Source organism: Xanthobacter sp. DMC12 (genome assembly GCF_056314105.1).
On record NZ_JBQUYZ010000003.1, the window covers coordinates 268030 to 284211 of the forward strand.

Annotated in this window: 14 protein-coding genes; 12 read left to right on the forward strand and 2 right to left on the reverse strand. The window is 67.4% G+C overall.

Annotated features, from left to right (window positions below):
- Positions 1 to 57 precede the first annotated feature (57 nt).
- From benD to ACT535_RS14395, 3 genes are all read left to right on the forward strand, one after another.
- Positions 58 to 858, forward strand: a complete 801-nt coding sequence (gene benD / locus ACT535_RS14385; RefSeq protein WP_476364913.1) for a benzoate diol dehydrogenase BenD — start codon at positions 58 to 60, stop codon at positions 856 to 858.
- A gap of 508 nt (positions 859 to 1366) precedes the next feature.
- Positions 1367 to 2200 carry a transglutaminase-like domain-containing protein gene (locus tag ACT535_RS14390; protein WP_168459035.1) on the forward strand — a complete coding sequence of 278 codons (834 nt, stop codon included), beginning with the start codon at positions 1367 to 1369 and terminating at the stop codon, positions 2198 to 2200.
- Between the two features lie 524 nt (positions 2201 to 2724).
- On the forward strand, positions 2725 to 3885 hold the full coding sequence (locus tag ACT535_RS14395) for an ABC transporter substrate-binding protein (RefSeq protein ID WP_476364914.1): 1161 nt from the start codon (positions 2725 to 2727) through the stop codon (positions 3883 to 3885).
- Between the two features lie 62 nt (positions 3886 to 3947).
- Here ACT535_RS14395 and ACT535_RS14400 read toward each other — a convergent pair whose 3' ends face one another.
- Positions 3948 to 4628, reverse strand: a complete 681-nt coding sequence (locus tag ACT535_RS14400; protein ID WP_476364915.1) for a TetR/AcrR family transcriptional regulator — start codon at positions 4626 to 4628, stop codon at positions 3948 to 3950.
- Between the two features lie 169 nt (positions 4629 to 4797).
- On the opposite strand from ACT535_RS14400, the gene ACT535_RS14405 reads away from it, so the two are divergent.
- The 7 genes from ACT535_RS14405 (at position 4798) to ACT535_RS14435 (ending at position 12234) form a co-directional block, all read left to right on the forward strand.
- Positions 4798 to 6357: an AMP-binding protein gene (locus ACT535_RS14405; protein WP_476364916.1), complete on the forward strand. Its 1560-nt coding sequence runs from the start codon at positions 4798 to 4800 to the stop codon at positions 6355 to 6357.
- A complete protein-coding gene (locus tag ACT535_RS14410; protein ID WP_476364917.1) occupies positions 6354 to 7517 on the forward strand; it encodes a thiolase C-terminal domain-containing protein in 1164 nt (387 codons plus the stop codon). The genes ACT535_RS14405 and ACT535_RS14410 overlap by 4 nt, the downstream gene beginning before the upstream one ends.
- A gap of 36 nt (positions 7518 to 7553) precedes the next feature.
- Positions 7554 to 8348 (forward strand): enoyl-CoA hydratase/isomerase family protein, encoded by a 795-nt coding sequence (locus ACT535_RS14415; protein ID WP_476364918.1) that lies wholly within the window; start codon positions 7554 to 7556, stop codon positions 8346 to 8348.
- 50 nt (positions 8349 to 8398) lie between these two features.
- The gene (locus ACT535_RS14420) at positions 8399 to 8755 is read left to right on the forward strand and encodes a Zn-ribbon domain-containing OB-fold protein (RefSeq protein ID WP_476364919.1); all 357 of its coding nucleotides are present in this window, start codon (positions 8399 to 8401) and stop codon (positions 8753 to 8755) included.
- Between the two features lie 114 nt (positions 8756 to 8869).
- Positions 8870 to 9766, forward strand: coding sequence for a branched-chain amino acid ABC transporter permease (locus tag ACT535_RS14425; RefSeq protein WP_476364920.1), 897 nt, complete (start codon positions 8870 to 8872; stop codon positions 9764 to 9766).
- Positions 9767 to 9778: 12 nt separating this feature from the next.
- Positions 9779 to 11533, forward strand: a complete 1755-nt coding sequence (locus tag ACT535_RS14430; RefSeq protein WP_476364921.1) for a branched-chain amino acid ABC transporter ATP-binding protein/permease — start codon at positions 9779 to 9781, stop codon at positions 11531 to 11533.
- A complete protein-coding gene (locus tag ACT535_RS14435; RefSeq protein WP_476364922.1) occupies positions 11530 to 12234 on the forward strand; it encodes an ABC transporter ATP-binding protein in 705 nt (234 codons plus the stop codon). The genes ACT535_RS14430 and ACT535_RS14435 overlap by 4 nt, the downstream gene beginning before the upstream one ends.
- A 192-nt stretch (positions 12235 to 12426) precedes the next feature.
- Here the strand turns inward: ACT535_RS14435 and ACT535_RS14440 are convergent, their stop codons facing one another.
- Positions 12427 to 13119, reverse strand: a complete 693-nt coding sequence (locus ACT535_RS14440) for a GntR family transcriptional regulator (protein WP_476364923.1) — start codon at positions 13117 to 13119, stop codon at positions 12427 to 12429.
- A gap of 243 nt (positions 13120 to 13362) precedes the next feature.
- On the opposite strand from ACT535_RS14440, the gene ACT535_RS14445 reads away from it, so the two are divergent.
- Both ACT535_RS14445 and araD read left to right on the forward strand, forming a co-directional pair.
- Positions 13363 to 14361 (forward strand): Bug family tripartite tricarboxylate transporter substrate binding protein, encoded by a 999-nt coding sequence (locus ACT535_RS14445; RefSeq protein ID WP_476364924.1) that lies wholly within the window; start codon positions 13363 to 13365, stop codon positions 14359 to 14361.
- 73 nt (positions 14362 to 14434) lie between these two features.
- Positions 14435 to 16171, forward strand: a complete 1737-nt coding sequence (gene araD, locus ACT535_RS14450) for an L-arabinonate dehydratase (RefSeq protein WP_476364925.1) — start codon at positions 14435 to 14437, stop codon at positions 16169 to 16171.
- Positions 16172 to 16182: the final 11 nt, after the last annotated feature.

Below are 16182 nucleotides of genomic sequence, written 5' to 3' on the forward strand. Positions count from 1 at the left end.
CCGGTACCTTTCCAATACGGCTGGCCCGCCGCAACGGGCCTCCACAGGAGGACAGCCATGGCAGATCCGACCCCCGCCCGGCGCTTCGAGGGCAAGAGCGTCATCGTCACCGGCGCCGCGCAGGGCGTCGGCATGCAGGTGGCGCTGGACGCCGCCGACGAGGGCGCGCGCCTCGTGATCGTGGATCGCTCTTCCATCGTGCGTGAGATCGCGCAGCAGATCGAGGCGGTGCACGGCGCGGGGCGCGTCGTGGCCATGGAAGAGGATCTGGAAACCTGGGCCGGCAATGAGCGCGTGATGGCACGGGCCAACGAAACGTACGGCGCGATCGATGTGCTGGTGACGAACGTGGGCGGCGCCATCTGGATGCAGCCGTTCCAGGAATTCGACGAGCGCCAGATCACCGCCGAGATCAGCCGCTCGCTCTTCCCCACCCTGTGGGGCTGCCGCACGGTGCTGCCCTATCTTCTGGCGCAGAAGCGCGGCTCCATCGTGAACGTCTCCTCGATCGCCACCAAGGGCATCAACCGCATTCCCTATTCGGCCTCGAAGGGCGGCGTGAACGCCCTCACCGCGTCGCTGTCGTTCGAGCTCGCCGGCACCGGCATCCGCGTGAATGCGGTGGCGCCCGGCGGGGTCTCCGCGCCGCCGCGTCGCATCCCCCGCGGCACCGACGTGCCGTCCGAGCAAGGCAAGGCGTGGATTCAGGAGGTGGTAGACCAGACCGTTCGCTCGACCCATCTCGGCCGCTATGGCGAACTCCGAGAGATATCCGCCGCCATCCTGTTCCTTGCGTCCGACGAGGCCTCCTACATCACGGGAACCGTGCTGCCGGTCGGCGGAGGCGACCAGGGGTGAGCAGACGGATTGCATCTCCCCTCGTGCCCGCCGTCGCAGGGGCCGGCGATGCGCCAGGCCCGCCGCTCGGCGGTGAGGCCGGACGTGTCCTTGTCGCGGGCCATGACTCAGCGTTGTCCTTCGGGACACGGACAGAAGGCTGAAATCCACTTCCGCTTCGCGGATGCCCTGCGTGCCGAAGCGCCGGCGTGCGAGCGCCTCGTTGCAGAGATCGAACGTCTCGCGGCCCCCCGGGGTGACTTGGGCTATCCGCAGCCGCCTTTCCCCATGACACGGTGGCAGGCAAGCCAATCCGCCCTCAAGCCGCCACCGAGCCCTTGCGCCTCGCCGCCTCGACATCGCGCACCGGCGGCGCGCCGGCGAGGCGCCCCGTCGTACGAGAGACTCCCGACAGACGCTTGCCGGGCACGGTTCGGCGGTATCGGAAGGTAATTCGTTTCGGAAGCGGAACAATACGCCCCGCCAAGCGTCTCCTCACCGCCTTCAGGCCCACCGATGGGGACGGAAAATGCGCTTTGCCGTGCGATCGAGCCTTGAATACGACGTGAAGTCTCCCGCCGTATTCATTCTGAATGTCGAGGCTGCCGCGCTGCATCGCCAGCGCATCATTGTCGAAAGCCTCAGCCTCAACCCCGCATTCGCCATCGAGCGCTTCGCTGATGACGAGGGGGGAAGCCGGTTCATCCGCGTGAACGCCTCTCCCGGGCCATTTCACGTCAGCTACCACGCCGTCGTCGAGGTTGACATGATCGACGAGGCGCCCGAAAGCATCCAGGAGCTGCCGGTCGGCGACCTCCCGCTCGACATCATGCCTTATCTGTATCCAAGCCGCTTTTGCCAGTCGGACCAGCTCGGCCGCTTCGCCCGCCGCGAGTTCGGAGAGATCGAACCCGGCCACACCCGTGTGACGGCGATCTGCAACTGGATCCACGAGCACGTCGACTATGTCCGCGGCTCCAGCGATTCCCAGACCTCGGCGTATGACACCATGGTCTTGCGGGCCGGTGTGTGCCGTGACTTCGCCCACCTCGGCATCACGTTCTGCCGTGCCCTCAACATTCCCGCCCGCTTTGCCAGCGGTTATGCGTGGCAGCTCGATCCGCCCGATTTCCACGCGGTGTTCGAGGCCTATCTCGGCGGACAATGGTATCTGTTCGACGCGACACGGCAGGCCGCCCTTCAGGGCCTGGTCCGCATCGGCGTGGGTCGTGACGCCTCGGACGCGGCATTCGCGACGATCTACGGCGATGCTGAGTTCAAGGGTATGTCCGTCGGCATCGACGCCGTCGACAAGAACGCCGAGGACGAAGAGCCAACCACTCGCGCCGTTGGCGTGGCCTAGAACGGGACAGGCACCTGTCATACGCAAAAAATCAAATCATACGGATTGGCAGACAATAATATATTGTCTGTCGAGCAAGTGGACTGCGATGGGCCGGCGCATCTTCATGTGAGATGCCGGCCCCTCCCCTCGCCTTTCTCCAAATGGACTTCGCTCCACTCCGCCATGCCCAGTTCGCCTGGATGCGGAAAGAGGACGGGCGTCAGTCGAAGAGCCGCGCGCGCGGGCGGATGGCCGTCGAAGCTTTCTATGGCGCGGAGCAACGCGCCAAGCGCCTGAGGATCCGCACCCGCCGGTGCTCACCATCAAGCCAACACATCTGAGTGACGCCAACAGACGGCTATCGACGCCCAGGGACGCGGCCGCTCGGGCCGCGATGTGGCCGGTTTGCGTTCGGAAGCACTTCCCCCTTGCGGAGAATGGCGTGATCCGGTAGCCCTACTAAGAAGATATAAAACTTACTCACGAGTTTTGTCGCCACCTTGGACTGCAAAACCGATGAGTGCGTATGGGGAGGAATGGGTATGGTTCGGACGGAATCGGCAAGAGGCGTCCTGCTTCGAGGCGCCGCCACAGTGCTCGCGCTGCTGCTCGGCCCAAGTGGCGCGGCCCTGGCCCAAACGCCGGTGAAGATCGGCGTCGTGGAGGGGCTCAGCGGACCGCCCGCCATCGTTGATTTCGGCGAGAGCTATCTGCAGGGCATCAAGCTCGCGCTTGAGGATTACAAGACCAAGGGCGGGAAGACACCCATCGAGCTGGTCGTCTACGACGACGAGGCCAATCCCCAGCGCGCCGTGTCCGTAGTACAGCGCCTGATCCAGAACGACGGCGTCGCCGGCGTCATCGGCACGGTCTCCAGCGGCAACGTCATGGCGTTCGCCCCAGTGCTCCAGCGCGCCGGCGTGCCGCTCATTGCCGGCCCGTCCGCAGCCACGGACATCACCACGAAATTCATCGACCAGAAGCCGAGCTTCATCTTCCGCTGCTCGATGATCGAGAAGTACCAGATCGACGCGATCCTCGACTGGGCGGTGAAGAACTACAAGAAGATCGGCCTTCTGCATTCCACCACCGGCTACGGCAATTTCGCCGCGCAGGAGGCCACGGCCGGCCTCAAGGCGCGCGGGGTGGAGCTCGCCGCCGTCGAGGCCGCGGCACCGGGTGTCAACGACCTGACTCCGCAGATGATCAAAATGCGCGATGCCGGCGTCGATCTCATCCTGCACTTCCACGAGTCGTTCGAGCTGCCATACCGTCCGCTGCCGCGGCTCGACTACAAGCCGACCTTCGCCGGAAACTGGGGCCTCTCCTCGCTGAAGGTGAAGGACATCGTCGGCGTCGAGGCCATTCAGGGCACGGCCATGGGCCAGGCGCTCGATCTCTCCGATCCCAAGGCGCAGGCCTTCAACAAGCGCATGACCGAGAAGTACGGCAAGGACTATCGCTGGCCGGTGGTCGCCGCGCTCGGATACGACGCCGGGCAGATCATGTTCGCCGCCGTGGACAAGGTCGGCAAGTCGGACCCTGCGAAGTTGCGTGATGCCATCGAGACCATCGACGGCGTCCAGGCGATCTCGGCCACGCCGGCGAAGCCGTTCGGGCCGAACGATCACGAATGCCTCGGCCAGGGCGACATCTTCCTCGGCATCTGGAAGGGCGACACCGTGGTGCCCGCGCCCAAATAGACGAGACCCAGCCCGATGCCGCTCCGCCGTCGGATCATCCCGGCTGCGGGGCGGGAGGCCGATCAGGGCTTCGGTTTTGCTTTTGAACGCCGGCTCGACGGAGCGGCCGGAGCGGCGAGCCCCGAGATCAGCAGGGAAGCGAAGCTCTCCATGATCTGCTCCGGCGTGTTGGGGCCGGAATCCCGGTACCAAGCGGGAATCCAGTTCACCACGCCGAGGGCGAACAGGCTGGCGAGCTTCGGATCGCACGGGCCGATGGACCCATCGGCGACGCCGAGGGCGATCAGCTCCTTGGTGGCGGCGCTGATGCGCTTGCGGCGGGCAACCACGTTTTCGCGATCTTCAGGTGCCAGCGAATCCACGTCGGTGAGCACCGGGCAATTGCCGAGGTCGCCGAAGATGCCCTCCATGTACCGGCGCAGGTAGATGATGAGCTTTTCCAGGCCGGTCCCGTCATGGGCGGCGGCGAGCGCAAGACCCGCCTCACCGTTGTCCATGGCCACCTGGTGACAGGCGTAGAGCAATTCCTGCTTGCTCTTGAAATACTGGTAGAGCGTCGGCTTCGACACGCCGAGAACCGAGGCCACGTCGTCCATGGACGTCTTGGCGAAGCCGCGGCGATTGAAGGCGGACGCCGCCACCCGAAGCACCGCCTCGCGCTTGCGACGGCGCTGCTCGTCTCGATCGAAAGCCGCGCGCCCCGGCGCGGGGGCGCGAGTCGTCGTGGTGGGAGATTCACTCATGAACCGACTGTTCCTGCTTTCGGCGCTCCGAAGGACCGACTTTCCGGAACAAGCACCCGAACCGCCGACGACCTTCGAACTAATACTGCCTTGCATGCTTGCACAAAACTCACAAAACAGCTAGTCTGACTCATGAGTAAAATTAACTACTAAATGGTAGGGAGGGCCGATGAGCATCGCCACGCTCATCCTGCAGACTGCGCGACGGCTGCCGGACAATCCCGCGATCACCGATGCCGCCGGCACGCTCACCTACGCGGCCTTCGCCGAACGTTCGGCCCGCATCGCTGGCGGCTTTCGGGCGATGGGGCTCGCGCGCGGTGCGCGTGTCGTGCTGTTCATGGAGAACACAGGCGCCTTCTTCGAATGCCTCCTCGGCTGCTGGATCGCCGGCCTATGTGCCGTCCCGGTGAATGCCAAGCTGCATCCGCGCGAGGTGATCGGCATCGCCGCCGATGCGGGCGCCGAAGCGCTGGTCACTACGTCCGGCCTGTACTCGTCGCTTACGGCGGAGACCGACATCCCTGTTCACTTGCGCGCTGTCATCTCAACCGGCACCGAGGCCTATGCCCGCCTTGTCGCGGCTGAACCCATCGCCTCCGCGGACGCCGCGCCGGAGGAGCAGGCGTGGCTGTTCTACACCTCCGGCACCACCGGGAAGCCGAAGGGCGCGATGCTCAGCCATCGCAATCTCCTGGCCATGTCACTGGCCTATTATGCGGATGTCGATGCGGTCGACACCGACGACACCCATATCGCATGCGCGCCGGTGTCCCACGGCGCCGGACTCTATGCCCTGCCCTTCCTGCTGAAGGGCGGGCATCAGGTGGTGCTGCCCGGCTTTGATGTGGAGGCGGTGCTGGAGGCCGTTGCGCGCTACCGGAAGGTCTCGATCTTCGCAGCGCCCACAATGCTCACTCGCATGGTCAATCATCCCGCAACGCTGACGGCGGACCTCGCCAACCTCAAGACTATCTACTATGGCGGCGCGCCCATGTACGTCGCCGACCTGAAGCATGCGCTGCGGGTCATCGGGCCGAAGCTGTGCCAGATCTTCGGCCAGGGTGAATCCCCCATGACCATCACCGCCCTGCCGAAGGCGCTGCACGTGAACGCGGACGGCACGCCGGCCGATGACGCGGTGCTGGGCTCGTGCGGCTTTCCCCGCTCCGGGCAGGAGGTGCGCGTGGTCGACGAGGACGGGCGCGACCTGCCGTTCGGCGAAGTGGGCGAGGTCATCACCCGCAGCGACTGCGTGATGGAAGGCTATTGGAACAACCCCGCTGGCACTGCCGCCGCCCTGCGCGACGGCTGGCTCTACACAGGCGATGTCGGCAGCCTCGACGCGCGCGGATATCTCACGCTGCGCGACCGCTCCAAGGATCTCATCATCTCCGGCGGCAGCAACATTTATCCGCGCGAGGTGGAGGAAGTACTGCTGCGGCATGAAGGCGTGCTGGAGGTGTCCGTCATCGGCGCGCCGCATGCCGACTGGGGTGAGGAGGTGGTGGCGTTCGTCGCCGTGCGGCCGGGCGCGGAAGTCGATGTGGCGGCGCTCGACCAGCTCTGCCTGGACAACATAGCCCGCTTCAAGCGTCCAAAGCGCTACCGCTTCGAGGCGGCGCTCCCCAAGAACAATTACGGCAAGATCCTCAAGACCGAGCTGCGCCGCCGGCTGGCGGAAGACGACGCGGCTGTGCGGACGCAGCAGCAGGGAGCCGCCTCATGAGGCCCGTCTTCGTCGCCGGCATCGGCTCCTCCGCCTTCGGTCGCCATCCGGACATTTCCATCGAGGCCCTCGCCATCCGCGCCGCCGATGCGGCGATCCGCGAATCCGGGCTCGACCGAAGCGAGGTTGGTGCGCTCTATCTCGGCAACTTCGTCGCCGGCCCCCTTCTCGGTCAGGAAGTGCTGGCGGGACTTGTCGCGGACGGCCTCGGCCTGCCGCAAATCCCCTGCACCAAGGTGGAGGGCGCCTGCGCCTCCGGCGGCATCGCCTTCCGCCATGCCTATCTCGCGGTGGCGACCGGCATGTGCGACATGGCCCTCGCCGTGGGTGCGGAGAAGATGACCCATGCCGACACGGCGGCCGTCACCTCGGCGCTCAATTGCGCCATGGATTTCCGCAGCGATGGGGTGAGCGGCCTCACCTTCCCCGGCCTCTTCGGCCTCGCCTGGCGCCTCTACGAGCAGCGCTACGGGGCGACGCGGGACGACATCTCCGCCGTGGTGCGCAAGAACAAGGGCAACGGCCTGAAGAACCCCCTCGCCCAGATGGGGGCGGACCTTTCCGTCGAGGAGATCGGCAGCTCCCGGTTGATCTGCGATCCGCTCCGCCTCTACGACTGCTGCCCGGCGAGCGACGGGGCGGCCGCCGTGCTCCTCGTCTCCGGTGACCGGCTGCGAGACGTGGTCCCGCAGCCGGTCCAGGTGCTGGCCTCGGCGCAGGCACGCGGCAGCGCGCGCATCGCCGGTCATCCGGACCTGTGCACCTTCGAGGCGACCGTGGCGGCCGCGCAGGGCGCCTACGCCCAGGCCGGCATCACCGCCGACGAGGTGAGCTGCGTGGAACTGCACGACTGCTTCTCCATCGCCGAGATCATCGATGCGGAAGACCTTGGCCTGATGCCGCGCGGCGCCGGAGCGGGCTACGCCGCCGAAGGCCGCACCGCCGTGGACGGTGACAGGCCGATCAATGCCAGCGGCGGCCTGCTCGCGAAGGGGCATCCGGTCGGCGCCACCGGTCTCGGCCAGATCTATGAGAGCGTGCTGCAGCTGCGCGGCGCGCACACAAACCAGGTGAAGGGCGCCAAGGTGGCCCTCACCCACAATCTCGGCGGCACGGGCGTCGCCTGCACCGTCAATATCCTGCGCGCCACCGACGCCTGATCGCGCGCCGCTTTCGCAACAGAAATGGAAACTCCCATGGGCGACATTCGCTGCGACCGCCACGGCAAGGTCTGGCTCATCACCATCGACCGGCCGGCGGTGATGAACTCCCTGGACTTTGCCGCCAATGACGAACTCGTGGAGGTGTTCCGCGATTTCGACCGGGACGACGGCGCCCATGTGGCGGTGGTCACCGGCGCGGGCGACAAGGCCTTCTGCGCGGGTGCCGACCTGAAGACCTACACGGTCAACTTCGCCCGCACTCCCGCGCCGGAATTCCGCACCCGCTACACCAATGGCCCCGGCTTCGGCGGCATCACCCGTTCGGTGGAGATCGACAAGCCGATCCTCGCTGCGGTGAACGGCTTCGCCATCTCCGGCGGGTTCGAGCTGGCCCTCGCCTGCGACCTCAGGTTCTGCGCGCCCAACGCGGAATTTGCCCTGCAGGACGCCAAATGGGGCTTCCATGCGTGCGACGGCGGGCTGATCCGGCTGCCGCAGATCGTGGGCCTCGGCCATGCCATGGAGATCATCCTCTCCGGCGAACGGGTGAATGCCGAGCACGCCTTCCGCATTGGCCTCGTCAACCGCATTGTGCCCGCGGAAGAGCTGGTGGCCTTCACCCTCGACTATGCCCAGATGCTGGCGAAGCGCTCGCCGCTGTCGCACCGCTTCGCCAAGGAGGTGATGCGCCGCGCCGTCGGCATGCCCATGGGAGAGGCGCTGCGGCTGGAATCCCGCTCCTTCTTCGATCTCGGCCAGAGCCAGGACATCGTGGAGGGCACCACCGCCTTCCGCGAGAAGCGCGAAGCCGATTTCCAGGGCCGCTGAGCCCACCGTCGAGCCCGCTTGCCCGCCGCCATCAGGATCACGCCCGTCCCATGTCTTCCGCTTCTCTCCCCGTCGCGATCCTGCGCTGCGCCGCGTGCGGGCGGCTCGATGCCGGCCCGCGCGAACTCTGTCCCATGTGCCACAGCCCGGACATGGAGCCGGTCACGGTGGAGGGTGACGGCGCGCTCGTCTCCTGGACGCTGGTGCGTCGCCCGCCCACCCGCTTCCAGGCGGACGGGCCTTATGCCGTGGCCGTGGTGGACCTCGACTGCGGCGTGCGCCTGACAGGGCGGCTCGCGCATGTGCCGCTCGACGACGCCGATGCGCCGCCGCTCGGCGCGCGGATGCGCGTGTGCGGCGGCACCGCAGGCATCACCCAGTTTGCGCCGGACGACACCGGTCGCTGAGTTCGGGCAACGAGGCCGGCGCCAGACCGGCCCGAAAAGACTTCCGGGAGAACGCATGTCCACGAGACCATCCGCAGTGCGTCCGTCCGATCCGCCCCGAGCGGGAGGGGCGTCATGACGCTGCTCAATTTCTTCCAGCTGCTCGTGAGCGGCATCGCCATGGGCGCGATCTACACGCTCACCGCCAAGGGCCTGTTCATCACCCATCTCGCGACACACCGGCTGAACTTCGGCCAGGGTGATTTCCTGATGGTGGGCGCCTTCGCCTCCATCGGCATGCTGACCGCCGGGGTGCCCGCCCCACTCGCCGTGCTGGGCGTCCTCCTCATCATGGGCGTGCTCGGCTATCTCCTGGAGCGCTTTGCCATCCGCCCCCTGGATCGGCTGGGCGATCGCGCCGGAGCCTATTCCTGGGTGCTCACCACCGCCGGCGCGGCGCTCATCCTGCAAAACATCGTCGAGCTCGGCTTCGGCAAGTCCGCGCAATATGCGCCGCCCCTGTTTTCCAAGACCCGGGACAACGTCATCAACATCCTTGGCGTCGGCATCTTCTTCGAGGAAGCGGCCATCATCATCACCGCCTTCGTCGTCGTCGGCGCCTTCTACTGGTTCCTGTTCGGCTCGCGCTGGGGCAAGGCGGTCTATGCCGTCGCCTTCAATCCGGAGGCGGCCTCCCTGTTCGGCATCGATGTGCGTGGCGTCGTGGTGCTGGTATTCGTGCTTGCCGCGCTCATGGCCGGCATCTCCGGCGTGCTCGTCGGGCCACTGGTGTCGGTGCATCCGCACATGGGGCTGATCTTCACGATCAAGGCGCTCGCGGTGGCGGCGGTCGGCGGCTTCACCAATCCCGTGGGCATCCTGCTGGGCGGGCTCCTGTTCGGTGTCGCCGAGGCCTTCTCCAACTATTGGGACAGCGCCTTCGGCGATCTCTACCCGCTGCTCTTCGTCATGGCCCTCCTCGCCTTCCGCCCGTCCGGGCTGTTCGGCGAGCGACGTGCCGACGTGCGCTGAGGAGGCTCGATCATGCCCCGCATCCCACGCCTCGCCGCCTATGGCCTCGCCGCCGCCGTCATCGCAATCTTTCCGCTCGTCGCGCCCAATCCCTTCTTCGTCCATGTGGGCCAGACCTTCGCCTACACCGCTATCGCGGTGATCGGTCTGAACATCCTGCTCGGCCTGTCCGGACAGATGTCACTGGGCCATGGCGGTTTCTACGCCGTGGGCGCCTACGTCTCCGCCATTCTCGCGACCACCTACGGATGGCCGCTTACCCTCTCCATGGGTGTGGCGCTCGCTGCCTGTCTGCTCGCCGGCCTGTTGGTGGGCGCAGTGGCGCTTCGCACACGCGGGCTCTACCTCGCCATGGCGACGCTCGCCTTCGGCTTCATCGTGGAGATCGTGGCCCAGCGCTGGGTGAGCGTCACCGGCGGCACCATGGGCCTCATGGGCGTGCCGCAGATCGACTTCGGCAACTTCCGCATGGGGCCGACCTATTTCTTCTGGGTGGCCGCCGGGATCCTCCTGCTGGTGCAGATCGCCAGCGACTATGTGTTTGGCTCTTCCATCGGCCGCCACCTCAACGCGGTGAAGGAGAGCGAATCCTTCGCGGCGACCGTGGGGCTCAACGTGCCGCTCTGGCGCATCGGCGTGTTCGCCGCGAGCGCCGCGCTCGCGGGCCTGGCCGGCGTTCTGTTCGCCCACCAGAGCGGTTTTGTCTCCTCCGACGCGTTCAACATCCGCCTCACCATCTCCCTGCTCATCGCCACCGTCATCGGCGGGCTCGGCCGCTCGGCCGGGCCGCTCCTGGGAACCGCGATCCTGATCGGCATCGCGGAAGCGATCGCCGCCGTGCATGACATCGGGCTGATGCTCTATGGCGGCATCCTGCTTGTGGTGCTCCTCGTCTTCCCCGAGGGCGCCATCGGCCTCTTCGGCCGTCCCCGCTCGAAGGCCGGTCCCGCGCCCGAAGCCGTTCCTGCCTTCCACCCCGCCATCAGCGGGCGCAGCGGCACCGGCGGACGGCTCGATGTGGAAAGCGTCACCAAGAGCTATGCCGGCGTGGTGGCATTGCGCGATGCGACCGTCTCGGTCGAGCCCGGAACCATCCATGCGCTGATCGGCCCGAACGGCGCGGGCAAGTCCACCTTCATCAATGTGGTGGCCGGGCTTTACGCGCCAACCTCCGGCCGCATCCGGATCGGCGGCGTCGATGTAACCGAGCTTCCCGCCCATCGGCGCGCCCGGCTCGGACTTGTGCGGACGTTCCAGAACCTCCAGCTCATCCAAAGCGTGAGCGTGCTGGAAAACGTGATGCTGGGGATGCGGCGGCGCCAAGGGCTGTTCGCGGACATGCTGTCCTTTCTCCTCGGCTCCGGCCATGAGGCGCGCGAGCGCGCGGAGGCTGCCTCCATCCTCGGCTTTCTCGGCATCGGTCACCTCGCCGACATGAAGCCCAGCGATCTGTCCTACGGCCACCGCAAGCTGGTCGAGCTGGCCCGCGCCATCGCCCAGAAGCCCGCCATCCTGCTGCTGGACGAGCCGGTGGCCGGCGTGAACCCGCAGGAGGCGCGGGAGGTGGCGCGCATCGTGGCAAAGCTGCGGGATGCCGGAATCAGCGTGCTTCTGGTCGAGCACAATATGGAGTTCGTGATGGGTCTCGCCGACCGCGTGACGGTGCTCGATTTCGGCAACCGCATCGCCTGCGGCACGCCGGCGGAGGTGCAGAAGGACCCGAAGGTGATCCGCGCCTATCTCGGCGCCGTGGAGGATGTGGCATGATCGAGGTCGATCACATCGATGTCGCCATCGGGCCGGTGGGCATCCTGCACGACGTGTCGCTGCGCCTCGCACCGGGCCGCCTGGTCACGGTGATCGGCGCCAACGGCGCCGGCAAGACCACGCTGCTGCGCACCCTCTCCAACATCGTCAGCCCGCGCTCGGGGACCATCCGTTTCGAGGGCCGACCGACCGCCGGCATCAAGCCCCACCTTCTGGCGCGCGCCGGGCTGGTGCATGTGCCGCAGGGCCGGCAGGTCATTCCGGGCCTGACGGTGCGGGATAACCTCGTGATCGGTGCCGACCGCGCCGGCCTCGACGCCGGCACCATCGCCGAGGGACTGGAGCGGGAGTTCGCCCGCTTCCCGGTGCTGAAGGAACGCCAGCACATCCTCGGCGGCAACCTCTCCGGCGGCGAGCAGCAGATGCTCGCGGTGAGCCGGGCGCTGATGATGCGGCCGAAGGTGCTGCTGCTGGACGAGCCCTCACTGGGGCTCGCGCCCCAGGTGGTGACAACCATCCTGAGAGCGCTGCGCGGCCTCGCCAACGATGGCCTCTCGGTGCTTCTGGTCGAGCAACTCGCCTTGTTGGCGCTCGACACGGCGGATGAAGCCTACGTCCTGCAACGCGGGCGCATCGCCCTCAGTGGCCCTGCCGCGGAGCTGCGCCGGGATCGCGCGGTGATCGAGAGTTATCTGGGGTAGCTCATTCAGTAGACGCGCGCGCCGTCGAATGTGGAGCCGAGGTCGAGGGTCGGCCCGACCATGCCGTCGCATTCGCCGGGCACTTTATCGCCAATGCGGATGCGAAGAAGCTGGCCGGCGCAGTGCGCACCAGCTTACTCGCGAAGTGCCGGCTGGCGGGCTGGTGCGGTTAACAGTGACGACGCGCCGCGTTCAGCTGCGGAAGTAGGCCGGCCAGAGCGCAACGAGATCCGGCGCATAGGCGAGCGAGTTGGACAGATGCGTGCGCAGCGCCTCCTGCGCCCCGGCGGCGTCGCCGGCCCGCACAGCGGCGGCCACTGCCCGGTGCTCGCGCAGCACCCGCTCCGCCTTGCCCGGCATGGGCAGATGCAGGCGGCGGATGCGGTCGATATGGCCGGAATAGCGGCGCACCATCAGCCACAGGCTGTGGATGCCGGTGGCGTCGAACAAAACGCGGTGGAAGTCGCGGTCGCCGGCATCGAAGCCGGGAAGGTCGCCGCGCGCGAGCCGCTCGTCCTGGAGGGCAATCACTCCATCGAGCCGCGCGGCGATCGCCGCATGGTCCTCGCCCAGCGCCACCGTGCGCACAGCCTCCAGCTCGATGGAGCGGCGCAGGAAATGCGCCTGCCGGGCCAGCTCGAGATCGATGGGGCTCACCACGGTGGCGTGCTGGGGAAAGATTTCCACCAGCTGCTCCTCCTGGAGCTTCAGCAGCGCGTCGCGCACCGGCGTGGAGGAGAAGCCGAACAGGTCCTGCAATTCAGCGCGGGAGATCAGCGTGCCCGGCGGCATCTCCAGCGTGATGATCCGCTCGCGCAGATAATCGAACACCTGCGGCGCCGCATGGCGGGAGGGATCGCGGGAGGGCCGCGCGCTGCGCGTCATGTCCAAGGTCGTCGTGTCCCAACTCATCCTATCCATGGCGGAAGGATAGCAAATCGCGCGCTTGACGCCACTGATGCATTAGAGTTTTAGTGGAGCCATAAAAGAGCAAGGCCCCGCCTCAGGCAGGGGCCGCCGAGGAAACGACCGCCGCCGGCGCATCCGCCTGCCCCCTGCCGGGTGGCGGATAGCGCCCGTGAAGCCCGCGCACCGCAACCGCGCTGCCCAACGGCCCCGGGAGGACCCATGACCCGCCTGCAACGCCCGTCCCGCTCCTTCGTCAGCGGCGCACTTCTCGCCGTGCTCGCCGCTACCGCCCTCCCCCTCGCCGGCGCGGCGGCGGAGACCTATCCGCAGCGGCCCGTCACCGTGGTGGTGCCCTTCCCGCCCGGCGGCGCTTCCGACAGCACGGCGCGCCTCACCTCGCAGAAGGTGAGCGACGCGCTCGGCCAGCCGGTGGTCATCGACAACCGCCCCGGCGCCAACGGCGGTACCGGCGCGACCCATGTGAAGACCGCGCCGGCGGACGGCTACACCCTGCTGGTGGGCTCCATCGGCGTCTTCGCCATCAATCCGGCGCTCTATCCGGCGCTGAGCTATTCGCCCAAGTCCGATTTCGACCTCATCACGGTGGCCGTGCGCACGCCCAACGTGCTGGTGGCCAACCCCAATTTCCCGGCGAACTCGGTGAAGGAGCTGGTGGACTATCTGAAGAAGAACCCGGACAAGGTGACCTTCGCCTCCTCCGGCGTCGGCTCCTCGGACCATCTCACCGCCGCGCTGTTTTGGCAGAAGACGGGCACCTCCGGCATCCATGTGCCCTACAAGGGCGGCGGGCCGGCCATCAGCGACCTCATCGCCGGCCATGCGGACGTCTCGTTCCAGAACCTCGGCGCGGTGGCGAACCAGATCAAGGCCGGCAAGCTGAAGGCACTCGGCGTCACCGCCGCGGCGCGCAGCCCGCAGTTCCCGGACATCCCGACCCTCAAGGAAGGCGGCGTGGACGGTATCGATGTCTATTCCTGGCAGGCCGCGGCCGCGCCCAAGGGCCTGTCGCCGGAGGTGAAGGCCAAGGTGGTGGACGCCTTCAAGGCCGCCCTCGCCGACCCCGGCGTGAAGGCGAAATTCAATGACCTGGGCTTCGAGGTGGTGGCCAACACCCCGGCCGAGTTCGCTGCCTTCCAGGCTGCCGAGGAGCAGCGCTGGCGCGAGGTGGTGAAGGCCGGCAACATCGTGGTCCAGTAATCCCCCGCTTCACCTTCGCGCCGGGCGGTCTCGCCCGGTGCCCGACGGTCCCTGAGACACGGGTTCTTGAGAAATGACACGCCTGAAGACACCGGACCTTCTGCGCAGCGCGCGCTGGTTCGCCGCCGACGACCTGCGCAGCTTCGGCCACCGCTCCCGCCTGCGGCAGATGGGCTATGCCCCGGAGGACTGGGCCGGCCGGCCGGTGATCGCCATCCTCAACACCTGGTCGGATTTCAACTCCTGCCACGCCCATTTCCGGGACCGGGTGGAGGACATCAAGCGCGGCGTCCTTCAGGCCGGCGGCTTTCCACTGGAAGTGCCGGTGCATTCGGTGTCCGAGACCTTCCTCAAGCCCTCGTCCATGCTCTACCGCAACATGCTGGCCATGGAGGTGGAGGAGGTGATCCGCGCCCATCCCGTGGACGGCGCGGTGCTGATGGGCGGCTGCGACAAGAGCACCCCGGCCCTCCTGATGGGAGCCACCAGCGCCGGCGTGCCGGCCATCTATGTTCCCGCCGGCCCCATGCTGCGGGGCAATTGGAACGGCAAGACGCTGGGCTCCGGCTCGGACGCCTGGAAGTTCTGGGACGAGCGGCGCGCCGGCAACATCGGCGAGGCGGAATGGAACGAGATCGAGGGCGGCATCGCCCGCTCCTACGGCCATTGCATGACCATGGGCACGGCCAGCACGATGACCGCCATCGCCGAGGCGCTGGGCATGACGCTGACCGGCGCCTCCTCCGTGCCGGCGGCGGATGCCGGTCACATGCGCATGTGCGCGGCCTCGGGTCGGCGCATCGTCGACATGGTGTGGGAAGACCTGACGCCGGCCCGCATCCAGACCCGCGCGGCGTTCGAGAACGCCATCATCGTCGCCATGGCCATGGGCTGCTCCACCAACGCCATCATCCATCTCATCGCCCAGGCCCGCCGCGCCGGCGCCGACATCACCCTCGATGATTTCGACGCCGCCAGCCGCCGGGTGCCGGTGCTCGCCAACGTGCGGCCGAGCGGCGATGCCTATCTGATGGAGGACTTCTACTTCGCCGGCGGCCTGCCGGCGCTGATGGGGCGCCTTGCGGACTTCCTCCACCTTGATGCCCTCACCGTCTCCGGCCGCACTGTGGGCGAGGCCATTGCGGGGGCGAAGGTGCACAATGACGACGTGATCCGCCCGCTCGACAAGGCCATCTATGACGAGGGCGCGCTCGCGGTGCTGCGCGGCAACCTCGCGCCCGAGGGCTGCGTCATCAAGCCCAGCGCCTGCGCCCCCCATCTGCGCGTCCATACCGGCCCGGCGCTGGTGTTCGACGATTATCCCAGCCTCAAGGCCGCCACCGACGACGAGAACCTCGACGTGACGCCCGACCATGTGCTGGTGCTGCGCAATGCCGGCCCGCTCGGCGGTCCCGGCATGCCCGAATGGGGCATGCTGCCCATCCCCAAGGCGCTGGTGAAGGCGGGCGTGCGCGACATGCTCCGCATCTCGGACGCGCGCATGAGCGGCACCAGCTATGGCGCCTGCATCCTCCACGTCTCGCCGGAGAGCCATGTGGGCGGGCCGCTGGCCCTGCTGCGGACCGGCGATCTCGTCACCGTCGATGTGCCCAACCGGCGCATCGACATGGAGGTGCCGGCCGAGGAGCTGGAGCGCCGCCGCGCCACCTTGCCCGCGCCCGTGCCGCGCTATGAGCGCGGCTATGGCTGGATGTATTCCAAGCACATCAGCCAGGCGCATCTCGGCTGCGACTTCGACTTCCTGGAAACCTCCTTCGGCGCCGCCCCCGGCGAACCGGCCATCTACTGAACAAGGAACAG

Excerpts from the sequence above, each read along its gene's own strand:
- benD (WP_476364913.1), top strand. The coding sequence starts at position 58 with ATGGCAGATCCGACCCCCGCCCGGCGCTTCGAGGGCAAGAGCGTCATC.
- ACT535_RS14390 (WP_168459035.1), top strand. The coding sequence starts at position 1,367 with ATGCGCTTTGCCGTGCGATCGAGCCTTGAATACGACGTGAAGTCTCCC.
- ACT535_RS14395 (WP_476364914.1), top strand. The coding sequence starts at position 2,725 with ATGGTTCGGACGGAATCGGCAAGAGGCGTCCTGCTTCGAGGCGCCGCC.
- ACT535_RS14400 (WP_476364915.1), bottom strand. The coding sequence starts at position 4,628 with ATGAGTGAATCTCCCACCACGACGACTCGCGCCCCCGCGCCGGGGCGC.
- ACT535_RS14405 (WP_476364916.1), top strand. The coding sequence starts at position 4,798 with ATGAGCATCGCCACGCTCATCCTGCAGACTGCGCGACGGCTGCCGGAC.
- ACT535_RS14410 (WP_476364917.1), top strand. The coding sequence starts at position 6,354 with ATGAGGCCCGTCTTCGTCGCCGGCATCGGCTCCTCCGCCTTCGGTCGC.
- ACT535_RS14415 (WP_476364918.1), top strand. The coding sequence starts at position 7,554 with ATGGGCGACATTCGCTGCGACCGCCACGGCAAGGTCTGGCTCATCACC.
- ACT535_RS14420 (WP_476364919.1), top strand. The coding sequence starts at position 8,399 with ATGTCTTCCGCTTCTCTCCCCGTCGCGATCCTGCGCTGCGCCGCGTGC.
- ACT535_RS14425 (WP_476364920.1), top strand. The coding sequence starts at position 8,870 with ATGACGCTGCTCAATTTCTTCCAGCTGCTCGTGAGCGGCATCGCCATG.
- ACT535_RS14430 (WP_476364921.1), top strand. The coding sequence starts at position 9,779 with ATGCCCCGCATCCCACGCCTCGCCGCCTATGGCCTCGCCGCCGCCGTC.
- ACT535_RS14435 (WP_476364922.1), top strand. The coding sequence starts at position 11,530 with ATGATCGAGGTCGATCACATCGATGTCGCCATCGGGCCGGTGGGCATC.
- ACT535_RS14440 (WP_476364923.1), bottom strand. The coding sequence starts at position 13,119 with ATGACGCGCAGCGCGCGGCCCTCCCGCGATCCCTCCCGCCATGCGGCG.
- ACT535_RS14445 (WP_476364924.1), top strand. The coding sequence starts at position 13,363 with ATGACCCGCCTGCAACGCCCGTCCCGCTCCTTCGTCAGCGGCGCACTT.
- araD (WP_476364925.1), top strand. The coding sequence starts at position 14,435 with ATGACACGCCTGAAGACACCGGACCTTCTGCGCAGCGCGCGCTGGTTC.